Source organism: Actinopolymorpha rutila, from assembly GCF_013407855.1.
GTDB classification, from domain to species: Bacteria; Actinomycetota; Actinomycetes; order Propionibacteriales; family Actinopolymorphaceae; genus Actinopolymorpha; species Actinopolymorpha rutila.
In genome coordinates this window covers 6,128,625-6,152,003 of record NZ_JACBZH010000001.1, presented here as the reverse complement: position 1 = coordinate 6,152,003, position 23,379 = coordinate 6,128,625, and the positions used below count along the sequence as shown (strand labels likewise).

Genomic DNA, 23,379 nt, shown 5'->3' with positions numbered 1-23,379 from the left:
CCCCGACGGCGTACGCAGCCCCTACGCCGTACTGGCCGCACGGCTCGCCGACCTCCCGATACCACCAGTTGAGGCCGCCACTCGGCCTTCCTGGTGCGGCCAGTGCGATAACCAGACACGCATGCTAGAGGCTAGTGACCACCGGCCGTACCGATGCCCGTCATGCCATCCGGTACGACTAGACGGCCGCTCTCGGCGAGGCAACGGTGCAGCCTGACACTGCTCGTGCTCGTGGCAGGGCTAGCATGGAGGCGCAGATGCTGCCGGGGGTTTGGACGGCTCGGGCGAGGCAGACGAAAGCATGCCCAACTGCCGGGTGAGTTGGTAATCGGGTTCGACACAGTAACGACGCGCTTGTTCTCGGCTTACGAGGGCGACCTAGCGGTCGTTCTCATCACCAGCCGTCTGGACTTCACTAGCTGCCTTGACCTGATGTGGCCTCGCCGGTCTGCAATCGCAGCAAGGCAAGCGCCCGCGCCATAGAGTTTTCATCCTATGGAGGGGTGGACGGTGGCGAACGCAGCGAGCCCGGACTTCGAGCAGAATCTTCTGGAGTTCGGGTCAACGAGGTTCAGCCACCTTCGGCCTAGTCAGCGCGCAGTCCTGGCTTCGTACGCGGACCGCTACGTCGAGACCGCAGACTTGGCTATTGAGATGCCAACTGGCGAGGGCAAGACGCTGGTGGCCCTGCTGATTGCCGACCAGGCCCTAGCACGCGGACAGTCGGTGGCGTATCTCACTGGGACCCGCCAGCTTGCCGAGCGGGTCGAAGAGGAAGCCGACGCGCTGGGCCTAGAGGTCGTCCGCTTCGCCGCGAAAGACTATGGCGGCGCAAAACTCGACGACTACCATCAGGCCCAGGCTGTCGGCGTGATGAACTATTGGGTCTACTTCAATAGCAACCCAGTACCGCAGCCCGCCGATCTAGTCATTTTCGACGACGCTCACCTTGCTGAGCAGCCCCTCAGTGGGCTGCAGACCCTGCGCATCCCAACCAAGCTCGGCCACGCTCGATTGCTCTACCAAACGATCTGCGAACTGGTGGTGGCGCACACCGACGCATACCCCGGCCTGCGAGCGATGCTGGATGGCACCGCCCGGCCCGGTACCCCGCCGGAGCTGCTCTCCTTCAGCGACTGGGCCGCGATCGCCAGCTCGGCGCGCGACGCCATCGAAGCCTCGCCACTCGCCGCAGACCGGGAGCTCAAGGACGAGGTGTTCTATGTCTGGCCCACTATCCGCGACCATCTCAGCCGATGCGGCGTCCTAATCGGCCCCTCCGGAGTGGAAATCCGTCCGTACCACCCGCCGACCGCGCTTAACCCCCAATACAGCCGTGCGAAGCAGCGGATCTATCTGTCAGCCACTCTCGGCTCGATGGACGACCTTGGGCGCCGGATTGGCGGCGGCCCGGTGACACGCCTTAGCACGGCCGCCCCGCTTCCGACCGGTGCGACGGGCGAGCGGCTGCTGGTACTTAACCCCAGTGTCGAGCCCCCGTCCGATCCGAACGTCCTCGGCTGGGCCCTCGCCCAAGCCCAGGCTGCCGGCGGGCGAGCCGCCTGGTTGTGCGCCAGCCACGCTGAGGCTGACACCCTCCAGGAGACGCTCACAGCAAACGGGGAGCGGGCCTACCGTCTTCGTCCCGGCGACGACTCGATGGTCGACACCTGGAGTCGGGCCGCTAACGGGCACTTGATCACTGCTGGCCGTTACGACGGACTCGACCTCGCGGGCGACCTGTGCAAGCTGGTCGTCATCACCACCGTGCCACAGGCCAGCAGTGAGTTCGAGCGGTTCGTCGTCGCTTACCTCGGCGACGCTAGCTTCATGCGCCACCGCGTCGGTCAGCGAATTACCCAGGCACTGGGTCGCGCCAATCGCGAACCAGCGGACCGATCCCTCTACCTCGGGCTCGATCCCAGCTTCGCGCAGATGCTCGCTGACCCGGCCGTCCGCAAGTCGATCCCCCCAAGCACCGAGCCCACGATCCGCGGCGCGTTGGAGACCTACGACCAGGGCTGGGAGGGCACCCTGCGCGCCTGCGAGGCCTTCTGGCGGTCGGTCACGCAGATCCAGACCTCGGCGGAGACCTCAACCTCAGCGACTGCTCGCCGCAGGGCGAGGCCTGGTCGCAACATCAGTGGAAGTAGCGACGTGTCGAGCGCCGAGGCGGAGGTTGCTGCGGCCACTGATCTATGGCTCGGCGATCACGCAGGCGCGGCCAAGAAGGCGACCGAGGCAGCCGCTCAACTTGCCAAGGCCGGCGAGACCGAGCACGCCGCGTTTTGGCGCTACGTGGAGGCCCACGCCCACTTCGACCGCGGACGCTCCCAGGATTTAGCCGCTGCACGTAAGGCGTTGGAGGAGGCCACCTCTGGTGGACCGCGCACTACCTGGTTCCGCCGACTGGCCCGGACCGTCGCCGACCTTGAGGGCTACGAACAGACCGCCGACGACACTGACCGCTTCTTCCTCGCCTGGGACGAGTGGCGCCGTGAAACTGGTGCCCGACTCGAACGCGTACTCTCCGAAGGACGCACCCTGCTCAACGGCACTCACGACCAACAGTGCGAAGCATTAACCAGGCTCGCCCGGCTCGTGGGCGCCAGCGGGGAACGACCACCTAAGACAGAGCAGAGCGCCACTGACTGCCGGTGGAGTTGGTCCACTGTCAAGCGTGCAGAACGCCGGGTCTGGGAGGTCAAGACTGTCCCGGAGGGCGAGCCCAAGCCGCTTTCCCGGGGCGACGTGAACCAACTGCTCGGTCAGATCGAGGTCGAAACCAGGCGGTCGGCAAAGACTCGCGTCTTCGGCTGCCTGCTCACACCAGCGACCACCTCCGCAGCCGACGCCGCCGAAGCGGCACATGACAGGATTGTGTTAGTCAACCACGGAGCGGCTGTACGGCTCTACGACATGCTGACCGACCGGCTTCGCCAGTACGACGCACTGTGTGGGGACAATAACGCCGAAGCGCGCGGTGCGGCGCGAACGAAGATCGAGGCCCTTCTGCCTCAAGAGGACGGCTGGTTAGGCAAGCTGCTTGCGCCCTCTCGTGGGCGGGTGGTTACGGCAGACCAGGTAGCCACCATCTTTCCGTCCACGTAATTGCAGGGCAGTATTCGCCGACCAGTACTGTGAGCGGGCGGGCGTGCGACAGGGGCACGGCGCGACCTCCGGACGATGCTTCAGTGCCGGACGGTGATCGTGATGCGACCTGTCGACGACGTGAAAACTGGGCCTTAGTCGACCGGGAAAACTGAGCACCCCGAGTACGTCTTGGGGTGTGGTCACGTTGGAGGACTGGGCCGAGATCCACAGTCCCTAATTGACCGGACGTGGCCGGCGCCGACGAACGACCCGACGATTCCGAGCAGCGCCCCACAGGCAGTCACAAACGCCGCCTGCACCGCTGGGTCGACCGCCTTGAACCATCCCATCCCCGCGTCCTCCCTCGCCGAGCACACCGACCTCGGTGCCCGAGAACGCCTACGAACCCGCCCCGACATCGGTGCCCAAGTCCTGACGAGCAGCCATGAGGAAGTCCGTCTCTGCCCGCGACTGGTCCTCGTCGTCGCCGTCGAAGGCCTTGACCATCCTCCGTGCTGCGAGCAGGACGGGATACGGCGCAAGTAGCCGGATTTCTTCCTGCACCTGCTCCCACTCGACCAGCTTCACCAGCTGTTCCCGCGCCCGTTCGTGTTCGGCTAGTAACTCGTCGATCTTGGCTTGCCAACCATCGTCTTCACGTGGCGGGACTTGATAGATCGGCGGCGGCGACCCCGCGTCGGCGAGTCGCTGCCGCTCCATCGCCTCGGCGGCAGCTGCCTTCGCCTCCGGGACGATCCGAGCCATCCGAAGGAACCTCCCGTACAGCTGTCGGCGCTCAGCCAGCATGGCCAGGTCACGCTGGCGGCGGCTCTCCTGCCTGAACAGATCGAGCGCTTGCGCGTGCGCCTTCCGGGCGGCCCGACCCTGCGCCACGATCGCGCCGAACAATCCGATGACCGACACACCCAGGGCCACGACACCGGACAGGACAGCTGCCTGAACGGCAGGATTCATCTCCCAGAACCAGCCCAACGCCCCTCCTCGCCGCCCACGGACGGTACTTGGCCGGACGGCTACGCGTCAGCTGAACACGCGATCTTGTGCGCGGCCGGCGAGGTCGCGTCGCCGGGGACGACGCACCTGCGACACGCCGGGACGTCCTCCGACCCGACACGCCGGCGCCAATTCGGACGTTCGGGCCGCATCCTACGCAAAACCCCGGGCCAGCTGGTCGAACGGCCGAGAAACCCGTATTAGAGGCAACCGCTCCCAACTGGGAGCCGAAACGAAGGAGGCAGACGATGCCTCGTGGTCGATCACTCACGCCTCGCGCCAGCGCGTTGAGGACTGCCTGGACCAACACTCTGACCGAAGGCAACGACTCGGGCCTGACCGACGCCGAGTTCCGCGCCAGGACGCTGCGGCGTGCCGAGGCGGCCCTCCGCACCGACAACGATCACCGCGCCGCCGGAGACAGGTAGACCTCTGGGCGGGCACCTGGCGTTGGATTTCCCGGGACTGGCGGCCCGCCCTGGACATGCTCCCGCGAAGCCTGCTCAATCCTGTCCTCCAACTGCACCGACCGGACAGACCAATCGCGGCCGGTCCTGCACCCGCAGGTGCAGCTGCTCGACCGGGAACCAGCTGAACGTGATCGCCGACCGTCCGGTGGTCATCTACAACGTCGGGACGGACATGAGATGGCTCCGCGACGCGCTCGATGCCCACGGGGCGCCCTGGCCGCGCCTGAACTACGCGTACGCATACCACATCGCGCAGACGGTGTGGGGGCCCGGGAAGCCCGGATACCTGGGCGCCTATCGCCTCGACTACGTGTACCAGCAGGTGACGGTGGCCACGCCGGCGAGCGCTGCCCGTTCGGCGCGGCGCGGCCCGGCAGCGGCGGGGGGCACCCCTCGTCCGGGTCCTCAACCAGGTGCGGTAGAGCGACCCGGATGTGGGAGGTCACTTCGGCGTCCACCGCGTCCCCGACACCACGCAGTGCCGCGAGGTGGCCCATGGCTGTCGGGCCGGGCCCGCCGTCGGCGACGCGGTTACTACGGTGAGGGGTTCGACATGCCCCGGTGTAGGTGCGGAGGGTCGTTTACGCCGCGGGCTGTGCCGCCTCCTCCCAGGTGGGCTCTGCGAGCATCAGTTGGTCGATGCTGCGGCATCAAGCCGATCCAAGAAGCCGCTGCCACAACCGGCGCCGTGCCGGGCGCTCTGCGGGCTTCGGCGTCACCGGCGGCTTAGGCCGATATATCTTCGTCCCCGGCGGTGGCGTCCGTAGCTCAACCCCCGCCTCCGTCAGGATGCGCAGATCAAGTGCCCACGAATACCGTGACCGCATCTGCCACAGGTCCATCGCGGCACCGACATGGCTGGCCAGCTCCAGCCCCTGCTCGCGTCGGATCTTCGCTAGGTGCTCACGCGCTTCCTCCTCCCGGCCAGTGACACGGGCGAAGCCATAGTGAGTGGACAGATGGCACGCCGAGCAAAGGCAGATCAGCCTGCGAAGCGCCTGCACACGTTCGGCGTCGTCATACGCCCACCGCTCGTGAACCTCAAGCCAAAGACGGACGGCCGGTTCAGCGCGGCGTTGGCAGACCTCGCATCGCTTACCGGCCCGGAAGATCACAACCCGTCGGACGCGCTGCCAGTCCGTCTGCGCGATACAAGTCCGCGCGTTGGTGAACCAGGAGGACTGGGGAACCAGGTCGACGAAGAGGCCTTCACCGAACTGTCGGTCCTCCCCCGGAAACGTCTCCGGGAGAGGGTCGGCAGGAAGCCACTTTTGCACATGCTCCGCTTTGGACGAAGTAACCCACCAGCGCATCTCGTCTGGATCCCACCGGGCTCCGGCCTTCTTGGCCGCCTCCTTCTCCGCGAAGGGAACGTCCAGCCACATCCGCTCCATCGTTCCCCCTAGCTCTCGGTCGGCTGGTAGGGCATGGGTGGGGTTCTCGCCTTCTGGTTGTTCCCGGCTCGTTGGCTACGGCCGGGCGCTTGGGTTACCGCTTCAGGTCTGGCATTTCCTTGAGGCGCTGCTCGCCACGTTCGGCGCCGTAGACCTCCATCCAGATCCGCCAGGCGGCGGCGCACAGGTCCTTGCACCAGCGGCGACCGGAAGCGCCCGGGCACATGTCGCCGCCCATGTCCAGGCGCTCAGACAGCACCTCCCACAGGTCGGGCCGCTCCCCGTCGAAGAACATCAGCACGTACTGGATCAGGTAGCGCTTCTGGTGCGGCGTGGCGTCAGCGAACGGCTGCTGTGTGACCCATGGAACCCGGCGGCCAGGCTGCTGGTGATGTAACCGGCGGCGCTTTTGTCGCGGTCGTGCCGGTCGACCGGGGTGGGCTTGCGCCGCCGCCACCATCCGCCGCAGCGAGGTGTCTCCTCATCGCGGAATTCCCTTTCCGTCGCGGCGACGCGTTGCCACCACTCGGGGTATGCACCATCCACGTTGCGGTTCATGGTGGGGATCGGGATCAGGGAGAGCAGGTCGAACAGGTACTCCAGGTCACTCTTCCCGGTGGGAACGACGTGAAGGTCAGCCACGGTTGGGGTTCTCCTTCTCGGGGTTCGCGTCTGGCTCGAACATGACGGCTGGGCCGGTGCGATTCATGCGGAAGCCGACCCATAGTCGGCGGACGACCTCGGTCCGGGGGGTTCACCCAGTTACGCAGTCCCCGCCAGTCGTTGGCCTCGACCAACTCACGGCGGCGGACAGACGGGCATCCGATGTTCATACAGGTCACACAATCACAGGCCACCGACAGTGCGCAGTACACTACGGGACGAGATCTGCTCTCCGCGTTTCTCATGGGGCCCGACGAGTCGTTGCCTTCGCGCGGGCACGACTACTACGTCTCGGGTGCCCAGTCGACGAGCGTCCCGGACGCGAGCGCGGCCCCGATCATCTGGTCTACCGCCACGACGGGGACGATGTACCGCCCCCGGATCTTCACAGCGGGGAACTCTCCGTCGTAATAGCCCGGTGCAGCGTCATCTCGGACAGGCCGAACGTCTGGGCGGCCTCCGCACGCACATCCGCATCGCCAGCCGCCTTGGTGAACACCGCACCCTTCGGTGTGGTCGCTCCGACCACAACGCGCGGTCCCCACACCTCCGGAAACTCCACTGTCTCTGGCTCGCCGAACGTCTCACGTACGACTTCGACAACGGCCCGCTGATCCGGCGTCATGTCGGCGGACCCTAGGTCGCCCACCAAGCAACCTGCAACCGAATACTCCTGACCTAACCGTGACACCAACGACCTGCACCGCTTGTGCCAGATGTGTGCCAGATGAAGCGGCCGATCATGGTGTACGGCGGTCAACAACGGGCAGGCCGACTAGGTATTCGCCGAAGAGTGATCTCGCGCTCGGTTGAGCGTGAGCCCGGATTTGCCTTTGCAAGGCAGAGATCTAACCCTGCGGGCGGGCTTACGCATAGCTCGGCGGGAGGTTCCCGGCTGGCGACGCACTGTCTTGGTGCCCTGGCGGCGTCGGATAGATCCAGATCTACAGGGTTCGGCTCAGCTCGATGATTGCTTCGAAGATGTCGTACGGAGTGGAGCCTGTAGTTTCCTCTGGAGGTGGCGGACCCACGAGTAGGCCGATCTCTCGGGTGGCGTGTTCCCTCATCTCTGCGGGGAGTGCCTCGTTGAGGCTTGCCAGGGCCTGTCCTTCGATGTTGGCGAGGGCGTCCGGGATGCCGCCGTAGGCTTCTGCTTCACCGATGACCGCGAGTCCGCCGGCTGCACGGTACGCGCGCAGCGTCCGTCGTGCGCCGTCGGTGTCGAAACGGCCGTCATCCCCGGCATGCCAGGTGTAGAGCCGGCTGGCGAGTTCGCGGGCGGGGTCGATCGGTCCTGCGCCGTCCCAGTCCAGCAGCACGAACTGCTCGTTGTCCGGGTCGAAGACCACGTTGCACGGCTGGACGTCATGGTGGCTGAACACCAGGTGGTCCGGGCCCACCGGTCGGGTCTTGGCAGCGAGCTTGGCCAGGTCTGGCGCGGCGTGGGCGAGGTTGGTCGCCCAGGGTTGTCCGGCCGTCTTGCCCTGCTCGGCGAGGTCGAGCCACGTGGCGAGGTCAGGGACTGGCGGGTCGGCGGGAGCATGGTCGGGGTCGACTGGATGCCCGAGCGTGTGCAGCGTGGCGAGGGTCCGCCCCAACCACTCGGGCACGCCGGGATCGTCCGGACGCGGCTCGCGGCCGCCGGCCCAGGTCGACACGCGAACGACGGTCCCGCCGACCTCGGCCAGGTACCGCCCGTCGACGGTTCGCAGGGTTTCGGCTGCGCGGATCCCGGCCGCCACGGCCAGGTCCCGGAACTCGACTTCGGCGACGACTTGCTGCTCCTCGCCCCCGGCGAACAGTTCCTTCACCGCGTACGACTGCCGGGGCCGGTCGAGATCGAGTCGCCATACCTGACCGTGGCCCCCGCGCGAGATCTGGGTGAGCCGGAGTGGAACTCCCTCAAGCCCGAACACCTCGACAAGGCTGCGCATGGTGTGGTCACCAGGTTGAAGTAGCTGCATGAGCGAGTCCTTTCATGACGCCGAAACGTGGCCAACGTCGTGGCGCTCGCAAGAGCATGCGGGGGTGCACCGACGAGCTCGAGCGAAGGAACGTTGTCTCCCCGTTGGCTGGTGCCCGAGGTAGTCGGCGAGTGCCGGAACAGTCCTGAAGGACGCCATCAACGAGGCGAGTGCCTCGGCGTGAGCTGGATTGGGTGGACGGTTGCGCCTGCGAGCACGTACCAGCGTGTTCTTATCGGTGGCTCGCGAGGAGACAAGTTCGATGATGTCTACTTCGTAGCCTTGCATCTCCAGAAGCAGGGCTCGCATCGCGTCTCCGGCCATGTAGGCCAAGCGCTCCTTGAATAGGTGGTGTCGTGTGATCGCGGTCGTTGATGCGGCGTTCGACCGGATGCTCTTCACTAACGATTGTTGGCAGCAGGCGACGGTCAGGATGTGCCGTGCATGCGTCTGTACTCCAAGATGCATCGCCTTGTCGGTCGCGACGTCGCACGCATGGAGTGCCATCACGACGTCGACCGGCGCAGGAAGTGTCAGCTGGCCGATGTCGCACGCGTGGAAGTGCATGTTGCCAAGTCCAAGCGCGTCGGCCACATCCCGGTGTTTCGCCATCAGCGCCACGTTGTTGTCCACACAATGGATCTCCACCGGTCTTGGTTCGGCGTTGGTGAAGTAGAGGGCCGCGGCGAGGCTTAGGTGACAGTTCCCTGCGCCGCAGTCAACGAAGGTCAGCGGGTGGCGACGCGAGTATCGGCGGACTTCGGCCTGGATCACTTCAAGGAATGCGACGACTTGTTCAAGTTTTCTCTGCTTGTCGGCGTATCCGCGAGGCGCAGGAAGCGCCAGGTTGAGGTGTTCGGTGAACCACGCCATCTGGTCGTGGTGATTCTGAAATGGACGCAACGAAGACTCCCTTGTACGGGAGGGGTGCAGCGTCGTGTACGGGTGCTGTGCCTAGGGGGTGCCTCGGTTTCCCGGGTGAAGGGCTCATCGAGGCGAGTTGCCCACCGCGTCGACCACGACGACCGCCCACCTCCGGCCCGGTGAACGCAATCACGGGGCGCAATGGATTTCCTCCGCGGCGCTGGCGTGCCTTGGAGGTAGCAGAGCAGTCTGGTGTCGTTGCGGTCCCTGAGCCGGATGTGTTGATGCCGGCTCAGGCTGATTCTCCTCTCGGAGGGGCAGCTCAAGGCTCGACATGCTACCAAGATCCGAACTCTGCGCGTCGAGCCATTTTCGTCGGCTCTCGCCGTTTGGCCGGGCCGCCGGCGTGGGGGAGCTAGCAGCTCCCGGTACACATCCAGTACACATGATCATGGAAAACGGCGGCAGACCGTGAGAAGCGCCGGAAGGCGTTTCCGCAGGTCAGCCGCCGTTTTCGCGGTGATCCAGCAGGTCCAGGACCCAGGTGAATCAGATGTCGTAGTACATCTCGAACTCGGCCGTACCCGCCGCATGTCGGCCGCGCCCTCTCCTCTCAATCGACAACGCGGTAGCCGTAGGTGTCCTTCATTCGTTCGTTGACCTGGACGGACTCGCCTTGCGGGTCAGTGACTTCGAGCATGCGGCCCCACGCTTCGTCGGTTATTCGGGCGTCGTTGAAGCCAGCTTCCTGGAGGCGTGCCTGTAGGGCTTCGAGTGGCTCGTCGGTGTCGAACATGACGTAGCTCTCCTCGCGGTCGGCGCCGTGAAGGCCGATGATGCTGACGTCGCCGCGCATCTCGACCCAGGTGAGATTGGGAGGACTCTTCCTCTCGGAGACGATGTGCGCCTCGAACCCGAGAAGCTCGAGGAACCTGCGCATCTCGTCGATGTTCGCGGTGAAGCGGATCGGTGCGGCGGAGATCATCTGCTCGCTCCCTTCGTGGTGCTCGCGTTGTCGATGTAGCCGCGCATCACCCGCTCGACGAGCTCGCTCAGCGAGCGACCCTCGTCGATCGCGCGGTGCTTCACCTGGGTGACGAGATCACGCGGGAGATAGACGTTGAACTGAACCTTCTCCGGCTCTGACATACTAGAATGCTAGCAAGTTAGACAGCTACCTAGCAACAGGTCCAGCCCAGGGGTTGGGCGTCAGCCGAACACCCAGTCGGGCAATACGCCTACGCCGGGCTTAACGAGAGCCCACATCTTCCATGCCGGCGCCCCGACACGACATCCGCCGTCCGTCTCATTTCCCGTGTCATTCACCTCCGTCCGCAGCCGTTCCGAGCCGGCCGAGAGCACGATTCGTGCGGTGGCTGAGAGCCTCGGTGGTCGTTCCTGAACATCGTTCGGCACACCTGCTAAGCGGGAGCCAGCGGGAGAGGATTGGGAGACGATCACGAGCGACAGCCCGTCGGAACGGTCGCCAACCCGGGCCAACGAGGGCCGCTGACCTGCGACGACGCCAAATTGCCTGGTCAGCGGGAGACCGCACCAACCATGGCATGGAGGAGGTTATCGGCCGCCAGGGCTTGACGTCAGCCCCCTGTGGGAGGTCTGGGAGTGGAGCGCCGGGCTGCTCTCCTATCCACCGCGTTCCTCATACTTGGCGAGGTAGCGCAAAAATCCACGGTCAGGGCGGTCGGCTGTGGATGAGCAACGCAAGAGACGGGATGGGATCGCCGTCTTGGTGATCTGCCTCCTCCCTAGCGCAGGACTACTTTGGCTTGGTCTCACCCTGACCGCCCTGACGGGCTCAGAGCAGTTCATCGTCTCCTGCATCGGTGTATTTCTCGGATGCATCGGCGGCAAGGGCGCAGGCATGGCGATACACGCGTATCTCGCCAAGTCACATCCATGGCTGCTCGCACGCGGGACGGCGTGGTTCTCAAGCCGTTACGTCGTCGCGGCTGGGTGGGGCTTCCTCACAGTGCTGATGCTGCCTATCGCAGCGTTCTTCGTCTGGGGCGCAATTGACCCGCAATTCGGCGGTGCCGTCGGGGAAGATCCTCCCTGGGTAACTGTCGCCCTCGCGGTCATCGTCTCCGGCCTCGCCGCTTTCGGTGGCTACACGCTGTGGCGTCTGATCAGAGTCTTGCGTGGTGGCTAGCGAGTAGCGCGCCGGTAGTTCGCGTCGAGGGAGGCAGGCGTGCCATCCGCGTGCGATTGAGCGAGGCCAGGGAGGTGCCGGCGAGGTCACTCCAGGCCATCAACCGCCGCCAGCTGCTGGCGTCGCGCTCCGATCTTTACGATTCCCAAGCTGACAGTGCCGCAGGGCGGGCTGGAGACACCGATCGACCCTGCAGCCTTCAATCGTCGGGGCGCAGTACTTCCACGGCTGGGCGATCTCCTCGGGTCTCGGTGTGTATCCCGCAGGGGCCTCGACGATGAAGCGGCCGTGGCGCCACATCCACTCATGAGCCCATCGTTGAATCACGGGCAGATGCGCGGCTCGCCGAAGCCACCACGGCCCACCTTCGAGGTCGTCTGCGGCTCCGACGGGTGGAAGCCAATCCCAGCCTCCTCGCCGCCCAGCTGGAGGCGTCCAGCCTCCGGGAGCGGACATACACCGGCTCCTCGTCCATACCTCAGCATGACAACAAGGCAATGGCCGTTGCTAACGCTTTTGCTAACGGCGACGCTGGACGATCATGGACGCCGGCAGCCCAAACGTGCCTGGCCAGACCTGCCCTCCGCGTGCACCAGACGATCTTGGACGGCTCCGACCGATCTTCGGCGGCCTACGGATAGGAAGGTCACTACAGTGCGCCGGAACGCCAGTGCATCAGGCGTCCTCAGCACAAGTCTGCTTGTATCTAAAGCTCGCCTTTACGTCCGCGTAGAAGTCCTGGGGCTCTTCGCTTAGCCACTCCAGAGCGAAGATCGCCGCGGTGCCGTCCACGGACTTGGTGAAGCACATCCGGTTGGTCTTGGCTAGCAGGCGGGTGTCTAGCCTCCAGCCGGCCGCCGGGAGCGCGTGACGGTAGAACGCCTTCGTTTCGGCGGCAGTCCCGGTTGTGTGGTACTTGCGACCCGCTATGGCATACAGGTCGTCATCGTCACAGCCGGAGTACTCATCTTCGAGTGTTGCTCCAGGAGGATGCAGCTCCAGCACGGGGAGTGCGTCGAGCCTGTAGCCAAAGCGAGTTTCGCGCTCATCGCAGCCGTACAGCGGCTCACAACCCTGCGCAGACATGACCCCAAGCAGCACGGCGATCGCGGCCACGCCTGCCGCCACCTGGCCATGACCCTGAGCGGTCATGGTCACGATGATAAGCGCGGGATCAATGCCACCCAGATTGCCAAGCTCCCAGTCTCCGTGCCCTCCGCGTGCCCCAAGCCAGGGGAGCCCTTGGTCCGTAGCGGTGATCCACGGTCACGACACGTGCTGTCGGAGGCGGTGGCGATCCGCGCTTGGCGGAGCGTGAGTGGGTGAATTGCCTTTGCAAGGCAGTGGTCAGGAAGACCCGGCCGTGACGCTTCGCCCCTGTGTGAGGGTGTCGGGGGAGGCCGGCCCTCAATTGATCCACTGGCGCATTAACCTTCGTGACGTGGAATCGGAAAGAGCGCGTGTTGTCGAGCGCTGGCCGATGCTAGGACGTCAGCTCCGGGAGGCGCTCGTCAACGATGCCGAGCACGAGCTCGCGGCACAGGTCGATGCGCTGCAGGTCTACGAGATGTGCCCATGTCAGGACGACTTCTGCCAGAGCTTCTACACCGCGCCGCCACCCAACGGGGCATTCGGTGCTGGTCACCGGAACGTCGCGCTTAAGCCGGCTTGGTCCGGCTTGCTCATTCTCGATGTTGTCGACGAGATGATCATGTTTGTCGAGGTCTTGTACCGATCTCCCCTCGACTGAGCACGCGCGGGAGCCAGCCCGAAGTGCGGACCAGCGCAGTCCAACGAGGCCCTGGTTGGTGGTCCGCTGGGCCGAGCGCCCCGAGACGATCGTGCCTCCGAGGTGCCCCCGAACGTCCGCCACCAGCCCTCCATAACCTGCACTTCACAGGATCAGTCAACGGTCACGGCACCGGAATCGAGGGCTGAGCTGGGCACGAAAACCCACTCGTAACGCGTAGCTCGCGCAGCGGGGGCTCAGGTTGGTGCGCCGCCAAGTGGGTCGGCCCGCCAGGCCACCCAGACCACGACGGTCACGACGACAAGGACGAGCGGTAGCAGCCACCACCGAAGTTGGATCCTGCGCGAGCCCCCGTCGACGCCAAGAACTCTTCTCTTTGCGGATCACGCGGGGTCAGTGCCAGGACATAATCGACGGCGTGACTGATCGGTCGTCTCGGCTGCGCCACGGTGCGCGTCTCTGGAGGCGCCGCAGGTCGACACTTCGGGCCCGGTGGTGGCTGTGGGGAGTCGTGCTCCTCGTGGGCTGGGTCGCCTGGTGCGTGCTCGTCCACAACTGGGCCGCGGCCCATGGCTACCGTGGCTTGCTGAAAGGTATCCGACCCGGTTACCCCCTCCTGGCCGCGGTCTTCTACTTCCCCGCGACGATCCTCCTCTGGCACCTGCTCTATCCCGCGGATACGCGTGCTCTTCCGTGGGAAAGAGCCGACGAGGACGCGGAAGACTAGGGTCGATGCTTCGTGGGAACCGTTTCGTCCCTCGCCGTATGGCTCACCCTTGTCGGTGGAGTGCTCTTGGTGGGCGCGGCCGGAACGTACCTGGTCTCCAACAGCAGGTGGCGCAACTGGATCGGGGCGCACGACGACACCGACGGCCCGTGGAGCCAGGCGTTCGGTTCCATCTCCGGCCTGGTCGGGGTAGTCATCGGCATGGTCGTTCTGCTCGCCGCCGCGATCCTTTGGGTGATCACCCTGACTGTGAAGTAACCGTGTCCATTGCGGGTCAATCTGGGGTCACGTTGACGCCGCTAACAGGGCCTGTCCACGCCTCGCCGGCGGCTTTCGGTAGACGGCAACCACTCTTCCCCGTCGTCCTCGCAGCCAGCCAGATTGAGGGTCGCAGCGGAGGCGGTCAAGGGTCGGCGGAGCCGATCACGAAGTGACGCCGCAGGCGCCCTTAAGGGTTGGAGTGGAGGCCGACGGGGCGGGAACGTTACCCGTTCGCCCGATGGTCGCCACCCGTCCTGTCGCGGTTGGACGAGATGAGGGCCAGGGCGACCCCGACGGTCCAGGCCAGGAGCCCTACGCCCATACCAACGGCGGCGCTGTCCCCGACGCCCGGTCCGGCGGCGCCAATCGTCGCTCCGACTACGCCACCCGCGATGACGGCGACCGGGGCGAGCCCCCACGCATCCCCGCCCCGACCGATCTCGCCAAGCCGTTGGCGTAGCGGGCGTTGACGGTCCCCTAAGAGCAGGACCTGGGCGCAGATCGCGCACGCACCGAACCACATGATCGGGAGCCAGTACGAGGGCACTGCCTGAATGTACTGGTCTCAGCGACAGCGCGATGTCCCTACGCCCGATGAGCCCGAGGACGGCGCGCCAGTTTCCTAAGTCAACCTACGACGATCCAACGGCTCGAACATCAGCTTGGGAAACGTACGTCTACCGCCCTAAGGGCTGGCTCCGCGTGCAAATGGTCGGTCCTGAGTGTCCTGGGGTGACCTGCCCGGCCTCGGCGATACTCACCACGGGAGCCGTCGTTCCTCGCTCCACCAGGAGTGACACTTCACCGGTACTCGCTGCAGGACGCAGGTTCCCGTGCGACCCGTCGACCAGCCAGCCAGCCTGAGCGGAATGGCGGCGATTCAACCCACTCCGATCCGGTTGTGTTCTTCCGGTCACGATTTGGGGTCTCTCACCCGGTTGTGTGGTCACGTCGCGACGTGATGGCCAGGATCTGATCATGAGTGTGACTGTGGCTGACATTGCCGGGCCGGAGACGACCCGCCGGCGACGTCGTGGATGGGTTGGTCTGCTGGTCGGTGTCGTGGCCGCCGGCATGATTGCTGCAGCCGTGTACGCGACGACGTACCAGCCGCTGGCCAACACCGATGGTCTCTTTTGGGCAGGGTCCGTCGCGGGACCTTTGACAACGTTCACGCTCGGGCCGGCAGGCCGCTCCACACCCAATGTCTTTGGCGATGAGGTACGGGTCGGTCCGCTTCGACATGGAACACGATTCGGCCTCATGATCACCTTGAGGAACACCGGGCCCGTGCCGGTCACCATCGAGGGGGTCGGCTCGCTCCTCGGCCCGATCTCCGTAAGCGACGCGCGCGGTTTCGCCGCCCGCGACGAGACAGATCCGGCGTCGGCTTTCGTGCCGGTAGCGGGGATCACCATCCCGGGACACTCCAACCGGACCGTGGCCGTCGCTGCTCAGCTTCGCGACTGTCCGCGGAGTCCGCCCGGCACCTCCACAAGCGTCCGGGAGCTCCGGTTCACGTACCGCATCCTTGGGGTTCGCCGCACTGCTCCAGTTCCGCTCAAGTACTACGCCGCCACGCTGCTGCGCCCACCGACATGTCGCAACTGACCTGTGAGTGCCGAGCTAGGTGCTGGCTCCTCGTGTCCGAACCTGCTAATGGCCCGTTGGGTTGGTCCGGCGGCCACCACGGTTGCGGACCCTTCGATGCCACCACCAGGCCGCAAGCCACGAGGAAGCGTAAGCCGGAGGGCAGTTCAGATCGATCGGGGTAAGAGAACGTCCCTGACTGTCGAGCGAGATCGCCGATGGCGCTCTACGCGTGGACCACACGACGATCACCTCGCCGTGGAAGGGCACCAAGAGCCGGCGGTCGCCGACCTGGATCTGAGAGACCTCCGCGGATGTCTGCAGTGAAGCGGCGCGGACGAACTTGGCACCCCACGGGAACCTGCGACCGGCGTCGCGAGCAGTGCTACACCACCCGTATATTCGCACGTAGCTTCCGCGGAGGTCCCTCCTCGAAGGTCGGTCAATAAGCGGATACTCATCCAACGGACGCCATCCTCCACCCAGCAGCACCCATTCACCGGCGTTGCGGTGGAAGGTCCATACACCGATACCGGGCGGTCCGTCGGAAGCGCCGACCGGCCGGCGCATCATCAACGACACCGCAGCAACGTCACCATCGACGTCGACACCAATGGGAACGAACCGGGCGGCACCCTCAAGCGCCGCCGGCACGGAGGGCGGCACGCCGTCCTGGATCAGCCGTCGGCAGGCGGCGAGGAACTCCTCGTCCATGGCGCCACCGTAGAACGCCTCCACCCGCCGGAACCCGGCATCGGAGTGGTACGGAGGCGTGGCAGCCATCGGGCTGACAGCCATCCACTACCCTGCCCGCTGAGGAAGACTCTCCCGTCAGCCATCCCCGTGCGGTCTGGTGCACCACTGCCCTGCAAAGGAACGTTGGGCTCGCCCGCCGACTGCACGTGAGTCAGCACGATAGATCGACCGAATCGATGATCTGCTGGATCACCTGTGGGTCAACGGGGAGCCGTCGGAGCTCGTCGAAAACTGCCGTGCCTCGATCGGCGTACGCGTTCTCCACGATCCCGGCGCCAAGGTGGACAAGGTGGTCCTCCGACGGTGCGTTGAGGATCAGGGCGTGCACCGTGCCTGCGAAGGTTGGGCCGTCATCTGCCAGGCTCTGGATCTCGTCGTATGCGAGTGATCCGGCGTATCCGACCGCTCCGCGTACAGGCGATCCGCTCGTTGGTCGCTCGACGAAAGCTCAACCTGGCGCCAGTACAGCCTCGCCAGATCCCCAAGACGTCGGTTTGCCTCATGCATGCCCACATCATGGCTCGGCGCCGACCTTCCGCTCCGTGCCCACTCCTACGTCAGGTGTCCTCGGCGGCGGGCTTGCCGGTGATCTCCCAGCTGAGCCCCCAGTCCCATTGGTCAGAACCGATGATCCGGTGACGGTGCCGCGGAGCGATCAGAGCGTTCAGTTCGTGGTCGACGGCCCGGGCCCGGTCACCGCCACCGGGTCCCTCCAGATCGACGAGCTTCGCGACGAAGAACGACCCCTCCTCATCGACCAGACTGTCGAGGATCTCCTCCATTCCCGGAGGCTCAGGACGGTCGGGAGATTCGGCCGGCTCGGTGGGTTCTTCGTCCGGCTGCTCCATCCTCAGCTGCGGCGGTGGCACCTTCAGTTCGGCGGCAAGGAACTCGGCCAACTCCAGCATCAGCCGCAGACAGGCGATGTGCACGCTCGGCGTGTTCTGCGGGACCTTGGCCACCGGGATACCCACGTAAAGCTCGAGCACCTGCCTCTTCCGCGACCGCCGCCTCTCCAGAACCACCATGGACTGGTCTGCCCGAGACTCCAGCCTCGAGTCGCCGAAGATCAGCACCACCTCAACGGCCTCGTCCAGGCCGTCCGCCCAGACGAGCTGCTCGTCCACGACCTCGACGGTGCGGACGAACGCGAGCTGGATGGAATCGAACCTGGCGCTCAGCTGAGGATCACCTTCGCTCCAGCCGACAACACGCAGTCGCGACGTCACACTCCCACCTCCTACCGGCCCGGACGAACCGTACCTCCAAGCCCGCCAATCAGACCGATGAAGGAGCGTCGGGCTTTGACCCGATGCAGGACACCGAGTAAACCCTGTCGGCCCTTCCCCTCTGGCTGACAAGATCGGCCTATGGCTGGTGGTGTAGGTGATCGCGGCGGACTTGACGAGCACGAGACCGACGACCCTTACGAGAAAGTGCTCAAGGGTGTTCCGCCGCGAACCCGTATGTGGGTGGCTCCGGGCTTCGTCTGCGTGTTCGTTGGGCTGATCGCAGCCGGATTCCTGGCTGGGGTCGAAGCCGTTGCTGACCACCCCTTGATTGTTGGTCCGGTCACTGTCTTGTACTGGCCGGTCGCCATCACGTGGGCACGTCGAAGGAGCGGCGCGGATACCAACGCCTCACCCGAGGACAGCCAGGTTCGTCCCCAGGATCGAATGCGGGTCTGGGCCGTCGTGGCGGCCACGGCTGTGCTCGCCGGGCTCGGCGGTTGGCTTGGCCTGGTACGGGCCCAAGCCCTAGAACGTAGCGGAGCGCGGGCTGTCGGAGTCCTCGTACGCGTCCAGGACGACGCCCCCGACGGGTCGACGCTGACGGTACGGTTCGTGCCGGTCGGCAGCGGGTCGCCGGAGCAGTTCGAGCAGGTCGTCTTCGACGCGCTCGATGACCGGCGCGGTCACCGAGTGAACGTCGCCTACGACCCGGCCAATCCTCGACACGCACGAGTGGTCGGACGTTGGCCCTCCGCCGCCGACGTGCTGATCCCGGTCGGCATCATCGGCGGCGCGATCTCGCTCCCCGCCCTCGCTCTCAACGCTGCCGCGACTCGCAGGGCACGCGATCAGTAGTAGCCGCCGTCGCAGGAATGGCGATTGGCTGCGATCCTGGTGGCATAGGGTTCGCCGGTGATTGGCGCGACACTCGTCTGGCGCAGGTCGCCTTCTTCGGAGTGACGACGGCCATGTCGTTACCTCACCTTGGGCAATAGGTGTAAGCATCGTCGCCGCTCAAACGTAGAACCGCCCGCTGTCCGTGCAATCCACGTGCAACAGCGGGCGGTCAAAGAGGGTGATCAACGGCTACTGGCGGGCAGTTACGTTCCGCAATCTGGCCTGGTCAGGCTGGTGGGCAGGGGCGGGGTCGAACCGCCGACCTTCCGCTTTTCAGGCTGGTAGAGCTTGGGGTCGGGAACGCCATCAACTCGCGGGCTCGTCCGATCGCCCGCGTCCTCGTCCCTGGAGCAGCAGGACCAATCCCAGGACCGCCGCGGCAGATCCGACGGCAGCCCATGGCAGCGCGTCGGACCGCTTCCCCTCAGTCTCCATCGCGCAGGCGGTGATACCTGGCTCCTGAGGAGGCTCCACGTTAGGCAACAAGGCGGAGCCACACGCAAAGGCCAAGTCCTGGTCGGGCCCCGTCTCGACGTAGCTCGGGAGCAGCAGACAGCCAGCCGCCACCACAAGAGCGCCAGCCGCCAAGACCAGCACAATCGTCGCGGTAACCGGCCGCAAACCTCTCAGGCGGGAACCATCAACCCTCAGTGCCTGGCCCACGCTCATGCCGACCACTTCCCCCCAGGACCCGGATCCGACCACCGGCCCCGGCATTCGCTAGCCAGGAGGGCCGGCGAGTGCCGCTGATCTTATAGCGGCCCGGGACAAAGTTGGGCGCTCTTCCACGCTGATCACCGATGCGGTCAATCTGTCGTGCCGACTCCCGGCAGAACCCGTAGATGTACGTTTCCCAAGCTGATAGTCCCGGGTGCCACTGGTCACCGCCGGCGCAGGACAGACCAATGGCAGACCTCCCAGTCGATCTCAGCATTTGTTGCCACTTCCGCCCGACTCGCACGGCGCTTCAGCGACGCCCATACGTTCATCCGCCAGAATCGAGTCAAAGACCCTGCTCAGGGAGGCGCTGTGGCAATGTCGGCCGGTCGGTCCGCGTTCGTTCTTGACGACGACGCCGATGAGGCCACCGTGATCGCCGCTCACCAGGAAGGCCTGCGCGTCGTGCGCGGAGTGCTTCGGCGCGTCTGGATAGACGCCATCTCCGACAGACCGTGGCCTCAGCAGGCGCAAGACCCCCTGCGCGCTCTACTCGACCTGGCCGCCCTTCGTCACACCGGTGACACCGGCATCGAGGTGGATGTTGGCGATGACGACCAGTTCGACCTGGTAGTGGCCCTGTCACCGTTCACGATCAGTGCGGAGGGCTGGGCCGAGTCCGACGAGCAGATCTACAGCGCGAGCGACACAGGAACTAGCCTGTGGATGGCGCTGACACCGAGGGAACACAGCGAACTCCGCGAGCGGCTCCTCACCCGCGGCGCCGATCCCAACGCCGTAATCCCCCAGCCGCCGAGAAGGCGCCCTTGGTGGACGTTCAGTCTGACCCCAGCGTGACGCCAACGACCTGCCACATCGGGCGACGATGAGCACCTGGGCGACGAGCACCAGCGTACAAAGCAGCAGTTCGCGATCAACCTGCCAGTCTCTACGGATAAGGATCAGCCAGTTCTGGCGCGTCGTGCAACCCGCGTGCAACTACGAGGTCCTAGCAGCGTGAACGAGGAACCTCCGGATCGTCCTGGACGAACGGGGATGGGTTCCTAACCCGTGTGTCGGCCAAGGAGGTGAGGATGGAACGACGGACCAGATACGGACCAACGTCAAGATCACGAACCCATCCAGGGAGTTGCACCGCACGCGATGTGCACCAGCGCACGCAACCTGACCTGACACTTCTCCTACCCGGGCAATCTGGGGGTCAAGGGGTCGCAGACCCTCAGCGTTGGACTGGCTGCGCTGGTTGGTCGCGGGGCTTGGACTGTTCGGACGTGGACGCATGTTTGCGTTGCCACCAGCCCGCCGCTACCAAACCTCCGAGGATGCCGGGCCATGCGAAGGTCGGGTACGGATCCGGATTGACCTGCCCGTCGGTCAGCAGGAGCAGGATCACGGCTGCGATCATCAGCAGCGGAACAACCCTCAGCCGGACGACGAGATCACGCGGATGGAGCACTTGCCAGAGTGCTCCACCGAGCATTCCCGCGACCAGACAGGTCGCGCCGACGATCTTCTCGCGTTCGTCGAGCGGAAGGCTTGGACTGCCAAGTAGGTTCACGGTCGAAAGTATCGAACTGGGCAGGAGCCAGACGAACTTTCGATTCTCCGTCGACACCGGTCCCGAGCTGACAACGCCACATAGCCCTGCTGCTAGCGCTACGACCAAGCCAAGGGAGAGTGCAATCGAACTCGCCCCAAGGCCCATGAGGATACGAACACCAGGGACCGTGAGCAGACCAGTCACCATGACGGCCCAGCCAAGGATCCGCAGAGGTCGGCGGTTCATCGCACCCTCCCAGCGAGTGGCAGGAGACTACAGCGTTTGGTCATGCATCACGTCGCGCTGGGAGAGGATTGGGAGGCGATCACGAGCGTCAACACGGCGGGACGCTCGGCAGCGGGCGACAACCAGGGCCGCTGACCTGCGGCGGTGCGTCGCCGGTTGCTAACACAATTGCTAACACGTGCGCTGGACGATCATGGACGCCAGCCGACCGGACGCACCAGGCGAGCCCCGCCGTTCCGGTGGACTGGACGACCTTGGACTGCCTCGGCCGATCTTCGGCGGCCTACGGATAGGAAGGTCACTGCAGAGCACTGGAACGCCAGCGCTCCGGCGACGTTCACCGCACGTCAGCTTGTCTCTAAGGCTTCGCCCTTACGTCCGCGCGGAAGTCCTGGGTGCCAGCGAGGCGCCGGGTTTGGATCCGAAACGCATACCCTCTACCGCACCTAAACCCTGGGCCACGGGACTACCTACTCGTCAAACTCCAGCAACTGACGTCACCAGGGGGAGACGATGGCGCCGATTCCCGCCACCACCAACCACGCGCCGAAGGCCTCAAGTCGGCGAGCGCTGGCAATCCTCGTAGCCGTTGCCCTCCTCGCCGCCGGCGCTTGGTGGTGGCTTCTGGGCCAGCACCAAGCCACTCCCTGGGTGGTCGAGGGCCAAGCCCTGACCAACTCCGAGGTCACCGCGATCAGCCTCCACAAGGCGAGCGTGAAGAAGTTCAACAACGAAGGCTTCGTGATTGGCGGCGCCACGTGGAGCAGCAAAGGCGGGCCATGGCACGACGCGGGAGGGACGAGCTGCCTGAAGTCGCGCCCCAACTCCTTCCAGCACGTCCGTCTAGGGATCATCGAGAATCGCGGCGACCCGGAAGGCGCCGGCAGCCGATGGGCCGTCGTCTGGATCGAATGTCTCGACTAACCCCCTCCCAAGCCGAGCGCTCTCTCGCGTGCCATCCGCGTGCCATTAAGCGAGGCCAACTCGGGGTCGGCGAGGTCACTCCAGACCGCTGGTCCACGCCAACAGACCGCATACGCGCCCGAATCTTTACGATTCCCAAGCTGCCAGTCTCCGTGCCATCCGCGTGCCCTAAGCCAAGGTTGATCTTGGTCCGTGGCGGTGATCCACGGTCAAGACACGTGCTGTCGGACGCGTCGGCGATCCACGCTCAGCGGAGCGTGAACGGTGAAATGGCCTTTGCAAGGCAGGGGTCAGGACGCTCTTGACGGCTCGTCTCGAGCCGCTGGGCGCCGCCACGCGTAGGTCAATCAGAGGTCGATCATGAGGAGACCCTCGTGGCCGGGCGGAAGGTCACTGATGATCGCGCCGTCAGGAGCGACTGCGATGGCACCACCGAAGCAGCCGTGGGGAGTGTCGGGTTCTGCCAGGTAGTTCACCATCAAGGCGCCGACCCCCGCACGTGCGGCCCGACGTGCGCATATCAGTCGTTCCTCACGTTCCCGCTGGCCCGCGTCGGCTACCTCTGAGTCGTAGCTACGCGCGAAGGGGAACAGCAGCCAGTTCAGCTCAAGGCGACGTACCCGTTGGAGGAGTTCATCATCGAACAGGTCGCCGCAAATCAGGAAGGCGCAGGTTCCGAAGGGGGTGGATGCCATCGGCACGTCGGTCCCTTGGCAGTAGACCTGCGGGTCACCGCCATGCCACTGAGGGCTGATCCGCCGGTAGTGGAGGTGAATCCCTCCGTCAGGGCCAACAAGGATCGCGCTGTCGTAAAGGCGCTCATTCCCGGCCCCTCCCAGGCGCTCGTACAGACCGATCGCAATCCACACGTCGCACTCGCGCGACAGGGCGCCCAGTTGCGCCGTGGCTGGACCCGGTACGGGTTGCGCGAGGAGACGGTCGTGTGCCGGGTCGTCCTTTCCGACGAAGCCCGTCAAAGCCGTCTCGGAGAAGACGACCAAGCCCGCGCCCTTGTCAGCAGCCTCCTCCGTCATCTTCATGATGCTGGTCATGTTCGCCGCCGAGTCGGCGACCACGCGGTGGACAGCGAGCGCAGCTTGCACGGGACTCCCAGACCAGATCGTCGAGGACACGTCGTCCACGCAT

The 23,379-nt window shown here is 65.4% G+C and carries 24 protein-coding genes; 10 read left to right on the top strand and 14 right to left on the bottom strand.

Annotated elements, in window-relative coordinates:
• Positions 1–510 precede the first annotated feature (510 nt).
• Entirely contained in the window at positions 511–3,111 is a 2,601-nt protein-coding gene (locus F4554_RS27590; protein WP_179790385.1) for a DEAD/DEAH box helicase family protein, read from the top strand.
• A gap of 381 nt (positions 3,112–3,492) precedes the next feature.
• Here the strand turns inward: F4554_RS27590 and F4554_RS27585 are convergent, their stop codons facing one another.
• From F4554_RS27585 to F4554_RS27545, 9 genes are all read right to left on the bottom strand, one after another.
• Entirely contained in the window at positions 3,493–4,086 is a 594-nt protein-coding gene (locus F4554_RS27585) for a hypothetical protein (protein ID WP_179790383.1), read from the bottom strand.
• A 1,141-nt stretch (positions 4,087–5,227) separates the two neighbouring features.
• A complete protein-coding gene (locus F4554_RS27580; RefSeq protein WP_179790381.1) occupies positions 5,228–5,962 on the bottom strand; it encodes a DUF5710 domain-containing protein in 735 nt (244 codons plus the stop codon).
• Between the two features lie 103 nt (positions 5,963–6,065).
• Positions 6,066–6,272, bottom strand: coding sequence for a hypothetical protein (locus F4554_RS27575; RefSeq protein ID WP_179790379.1), 207 nt, complete (start codon positions 6,270–6,272; stop codon positions 6,066–6,068).
• Between the two features lie 8 nt (positions 6,273–6,280).
• Positions 6,281–6,613 (bottom strand): hypothetical protein, encoded by a 333-nt coding sequence (locus F4554_RS27570; RefSeq protein ID WP_179790377.1) that lies wholly within the window; start codon positions 6,611–6,613, stop codon positions 6,281–6,283.
• Positions 6,614–7,019: 406 nt separating this feature from the next.
• The gene (locus tag F4554_RS31655) at positions 7,020–7,259 is read right to left on the bottom strand and encodes a hypothetical protein (protein WP_202889484.1); all 240 of its coding nucleotides are present in this window, start codon (positions 7,257–7,259) and stop codon (positions 7,020–7,022) included.
• 319 nt (positions 7,260–7,578) lie between these two features.
• Positions 7,579–8,598: a phosphotransferase enzyme family protein gene (locus F4554_RS27560; RefSeq protein ID WP_179790375.1), complete on the bottom strand. Its 1,020-nt coding sequence runs from the start codon at positions 8,596–8,598 to the stop codon at positions 7,579–7,581.
• Between the two features lie 12 nt (positions 8,599–8,610).
• Positions 8,611–9,471 carry a methyltransferase gene (locus F4554_RS27555; RefSeq protein ID WP_179790373.1) on the bottom strand — a complete coding sequence of 287 codons (861 nt, stop codon included), beginning with the start codon at positions 9,469–9,471 and terminating at the stop codon, positions 8,611–8,613.
• A gap of 604 nt (positions 9,472–10,075) precedes the next feature.
• Positions 10,076–10,447, bottom strand: coding sequence for a VOC family protein (locus F4554_RS27550; RefSeq protein WP_179790371.1), 372 nt, complete (start codon positions 10,445–10,447; stop codon positions 10,076–10,078).
• The gene (locus F4554_RS27545; RefSeq protein ID WP_179790369.1) at positions 10,444–10,611 is read right to left on the bottom strand and encodes a ribbon-helix-helix domain-containing protein; all 168 of its coding nucleotides are present in this window, start codon (positions 10,609–10,611) and stop codon (positions 10,444–10,446) included. The genes F4554_RS27550 and F4554_RS27545 overlap by 4 nt, the downstream gene beginning before the upstream one ends.
• A 559-nt stretch (positions 10,612–11,170) precedes the next feature.
• On the opposite strand from F4554_RS27545, the gene F4554_RS27540 reads away from it, so the two are divergent.
• A complete protein-coding gene (locus F4554_RS27540; protein WP_179790367.1) occupies positions 11,171–11,632 on the top strand; it encodes a hypothetical protein in 462 nt (153 codons plus the stop codon).
• 675 nt (positions 11,633–12,307) lie between these two features.
• On the opposite strand, the gene F4554_RS27535 is transcribed toward F4554_RS27540, so the two are convergent.
• Positions 12,308–12,784 (bottom strand): hypothetical protein, encoded by a 477-nt coding sequence (locus F4554_RS27535; RefSeq protein WP_179790365.1) that lies wholly within the window; start codon positions 12,782–12,784, stop codon positions 12,308–12,310.
• A gap of 166 nt (positions 12,785–12,950) precedes the next feature.
• Here F4554_RS27535 and F4554_RS32710 point away from each other — a divergent pair, with 166 nt between their 5' ends.
• From F4554_RS32710 to F4554_RS27510, 5 genes are all read left to right on the top strand, one after another.
• Positions 12,951–13,382, top strand: coding sequence for a hypothetical protein (locus F4554_RS32710; protein WP_238341422.1), 432 nt, complete (start codon positions 12,951–12,953; stop codon positions 13,380–13,382).
• A 418-nt stretch (positions 13,383–13,800) separates the two neighbouring features.
• Entirely contained in the window at positions 13,801–14,109 is a 309-nt protein-coding gene (locus tag F4554_RS27525) for a hypothetical protein (RefSeq protein ID WP_179790363.1), read from the top strand.
• 12 nt (positions 14,110–14,121) lie between these two features.
• Positions 14,122–14,367 carry a hypothetical protein gene (locus F4554_RS27520; protein WP_179790361.1) on the top strand — a complete coding sequence of 82 codons (246 nt, stop codon included), beginning with the start codon at positions 14,122–14,124 and terminating at the stop codon, positions 14,365–14,367.
• A gap of 241 nt (positions 14,368–14,608) precedes the next feature.
• Complete coding sequence (locus F4554_RS27515; protein ID WP_179790359.1) at positions 14,609–14,830, top strand: hypothetical protein; 222 nt, start codon at positions 14,609–14,611, stop codon at positions 14,828–14,830.
• 518 nt (positions 14,831–15,348) lie between these two features.
• Positions 15,349–15,981 (top strand): hypothetical protein, encoded by a 633-nt coding sequence (locus F4554_RS27510; protein WP_179790357.1) that lies wholly within the window; start codon positions 15,349–15,351, stop codon positions 15,979–15,981.
• A 45-nt stretch (positions 15,982–16,026) separates the two neighbouring features.
• Here F4554_RS27510 and F4554_RS27505 read toward each other — a convergent pair whose 3' ends face one another.
• Together F4554_RS27505 and F4554_RS27500 are read right to left on the bottom strand one after the other, a co-directional pair.
• Positions 16,027–16,674: a hypothetical protein gene (locus F4554_RS27505; RefSeq protein WP_179790355.1), complete on the bottom strand. Its 648-nt coding sequence runs from the start codon at positions 16,672–16,674 to the stop codon at positions 16,027–16,029.
• Positions 16,675–17,273: 599 nt separating this feature from the next.
• Positions 17,274–17,945, bottom strand: coding sequence for a hypothetical protein (locus tag F4554_RS27500; protein WP_179790353.1), 672 nt, complete (start codon positions 17,943–17,945; stop codon positions 17,274–17,276).
• Positions 17,946–18,086: 141 nt separating this feature from the next.
• Between F4554_RS27500 and F4554_RS27495 the strand changes: the two genes are divergently transcribed.
• Both F4554_RS27495 and F4554_RS27490 read left to right on the top strand, forming a co-directional pair.
• On the top strand, positions 18,087–18,803 hold the full coding sequence (locus F4554_RS27495; protein WP_179790352.1) for a DUF3592 domain-containing protein: 717 nt from the start codon (positions 18,087–18,089) through the stop codon (positions 18,801–18,803).
• A gap of 1,071 nt (positions 18,804–19,874) precedes the next feature.
• A complete protein-coding gene (locus F4554_RS27490; RefSeq protein ID WP_179790350.1) occupies positions 19,875–20,360 on the top strand; it encodes a hypothetical protein in 486 nt (161 codons plus the stop codon).
• A 382-nt stretch (positions 20,361–20,742) separates the two neighbouring features.
• Here F4554_RS27490 and F4554_RS27485 read toward each other — a convergent pair whose 3' ends face one another.
• Positions 20,743–21,081 carry a hypothetical protein gene (locus F4554_RS27485; RefSeq protein ID WP_179790348.1) on the bottom strand — a complete coding sequence of 113 codons (339 nt, stop codon included), beginning with the start codon at positions 21,079–21,081 and terminating at the stop codon, positions 20,743–20,745.
• A gap of 741 nt (positions 21,082–21,822) precedes the next feature.
• Between F4554_RS27485 and F4554_RS27480 the strand changes: the two genes are divergently transcribed.
• A complete protein-coding gene (locus tag F4554_RS27480; protein ID WP_179790346.1) occupies positions 21,823–22,233 on the top strand; it encodes a hypothetical protein in 411 nt (136 codons plus the stop codon).
• A 347-nt stretch (positions 22,234–22,580) separates the two neighbouring features.
• Here F4554_RS27480 and F4554_RS27475 read toward each other — a convergent pair whose 3' ends face one another.
• On the bottom strand, positions 22,581–23,375 hold the full coding sequence (locus F4554_RS27475) for a nitrilase-related carbon-nitrogen hydrolase (RefSeq protein ID WP_179790344.1): 795 nt from the start codon (positions 23,373–23,375) through the stop codon (positions 22,581–22,583).
• Positions 23,376–23,379: the final 4 nt, after the last annotated feature.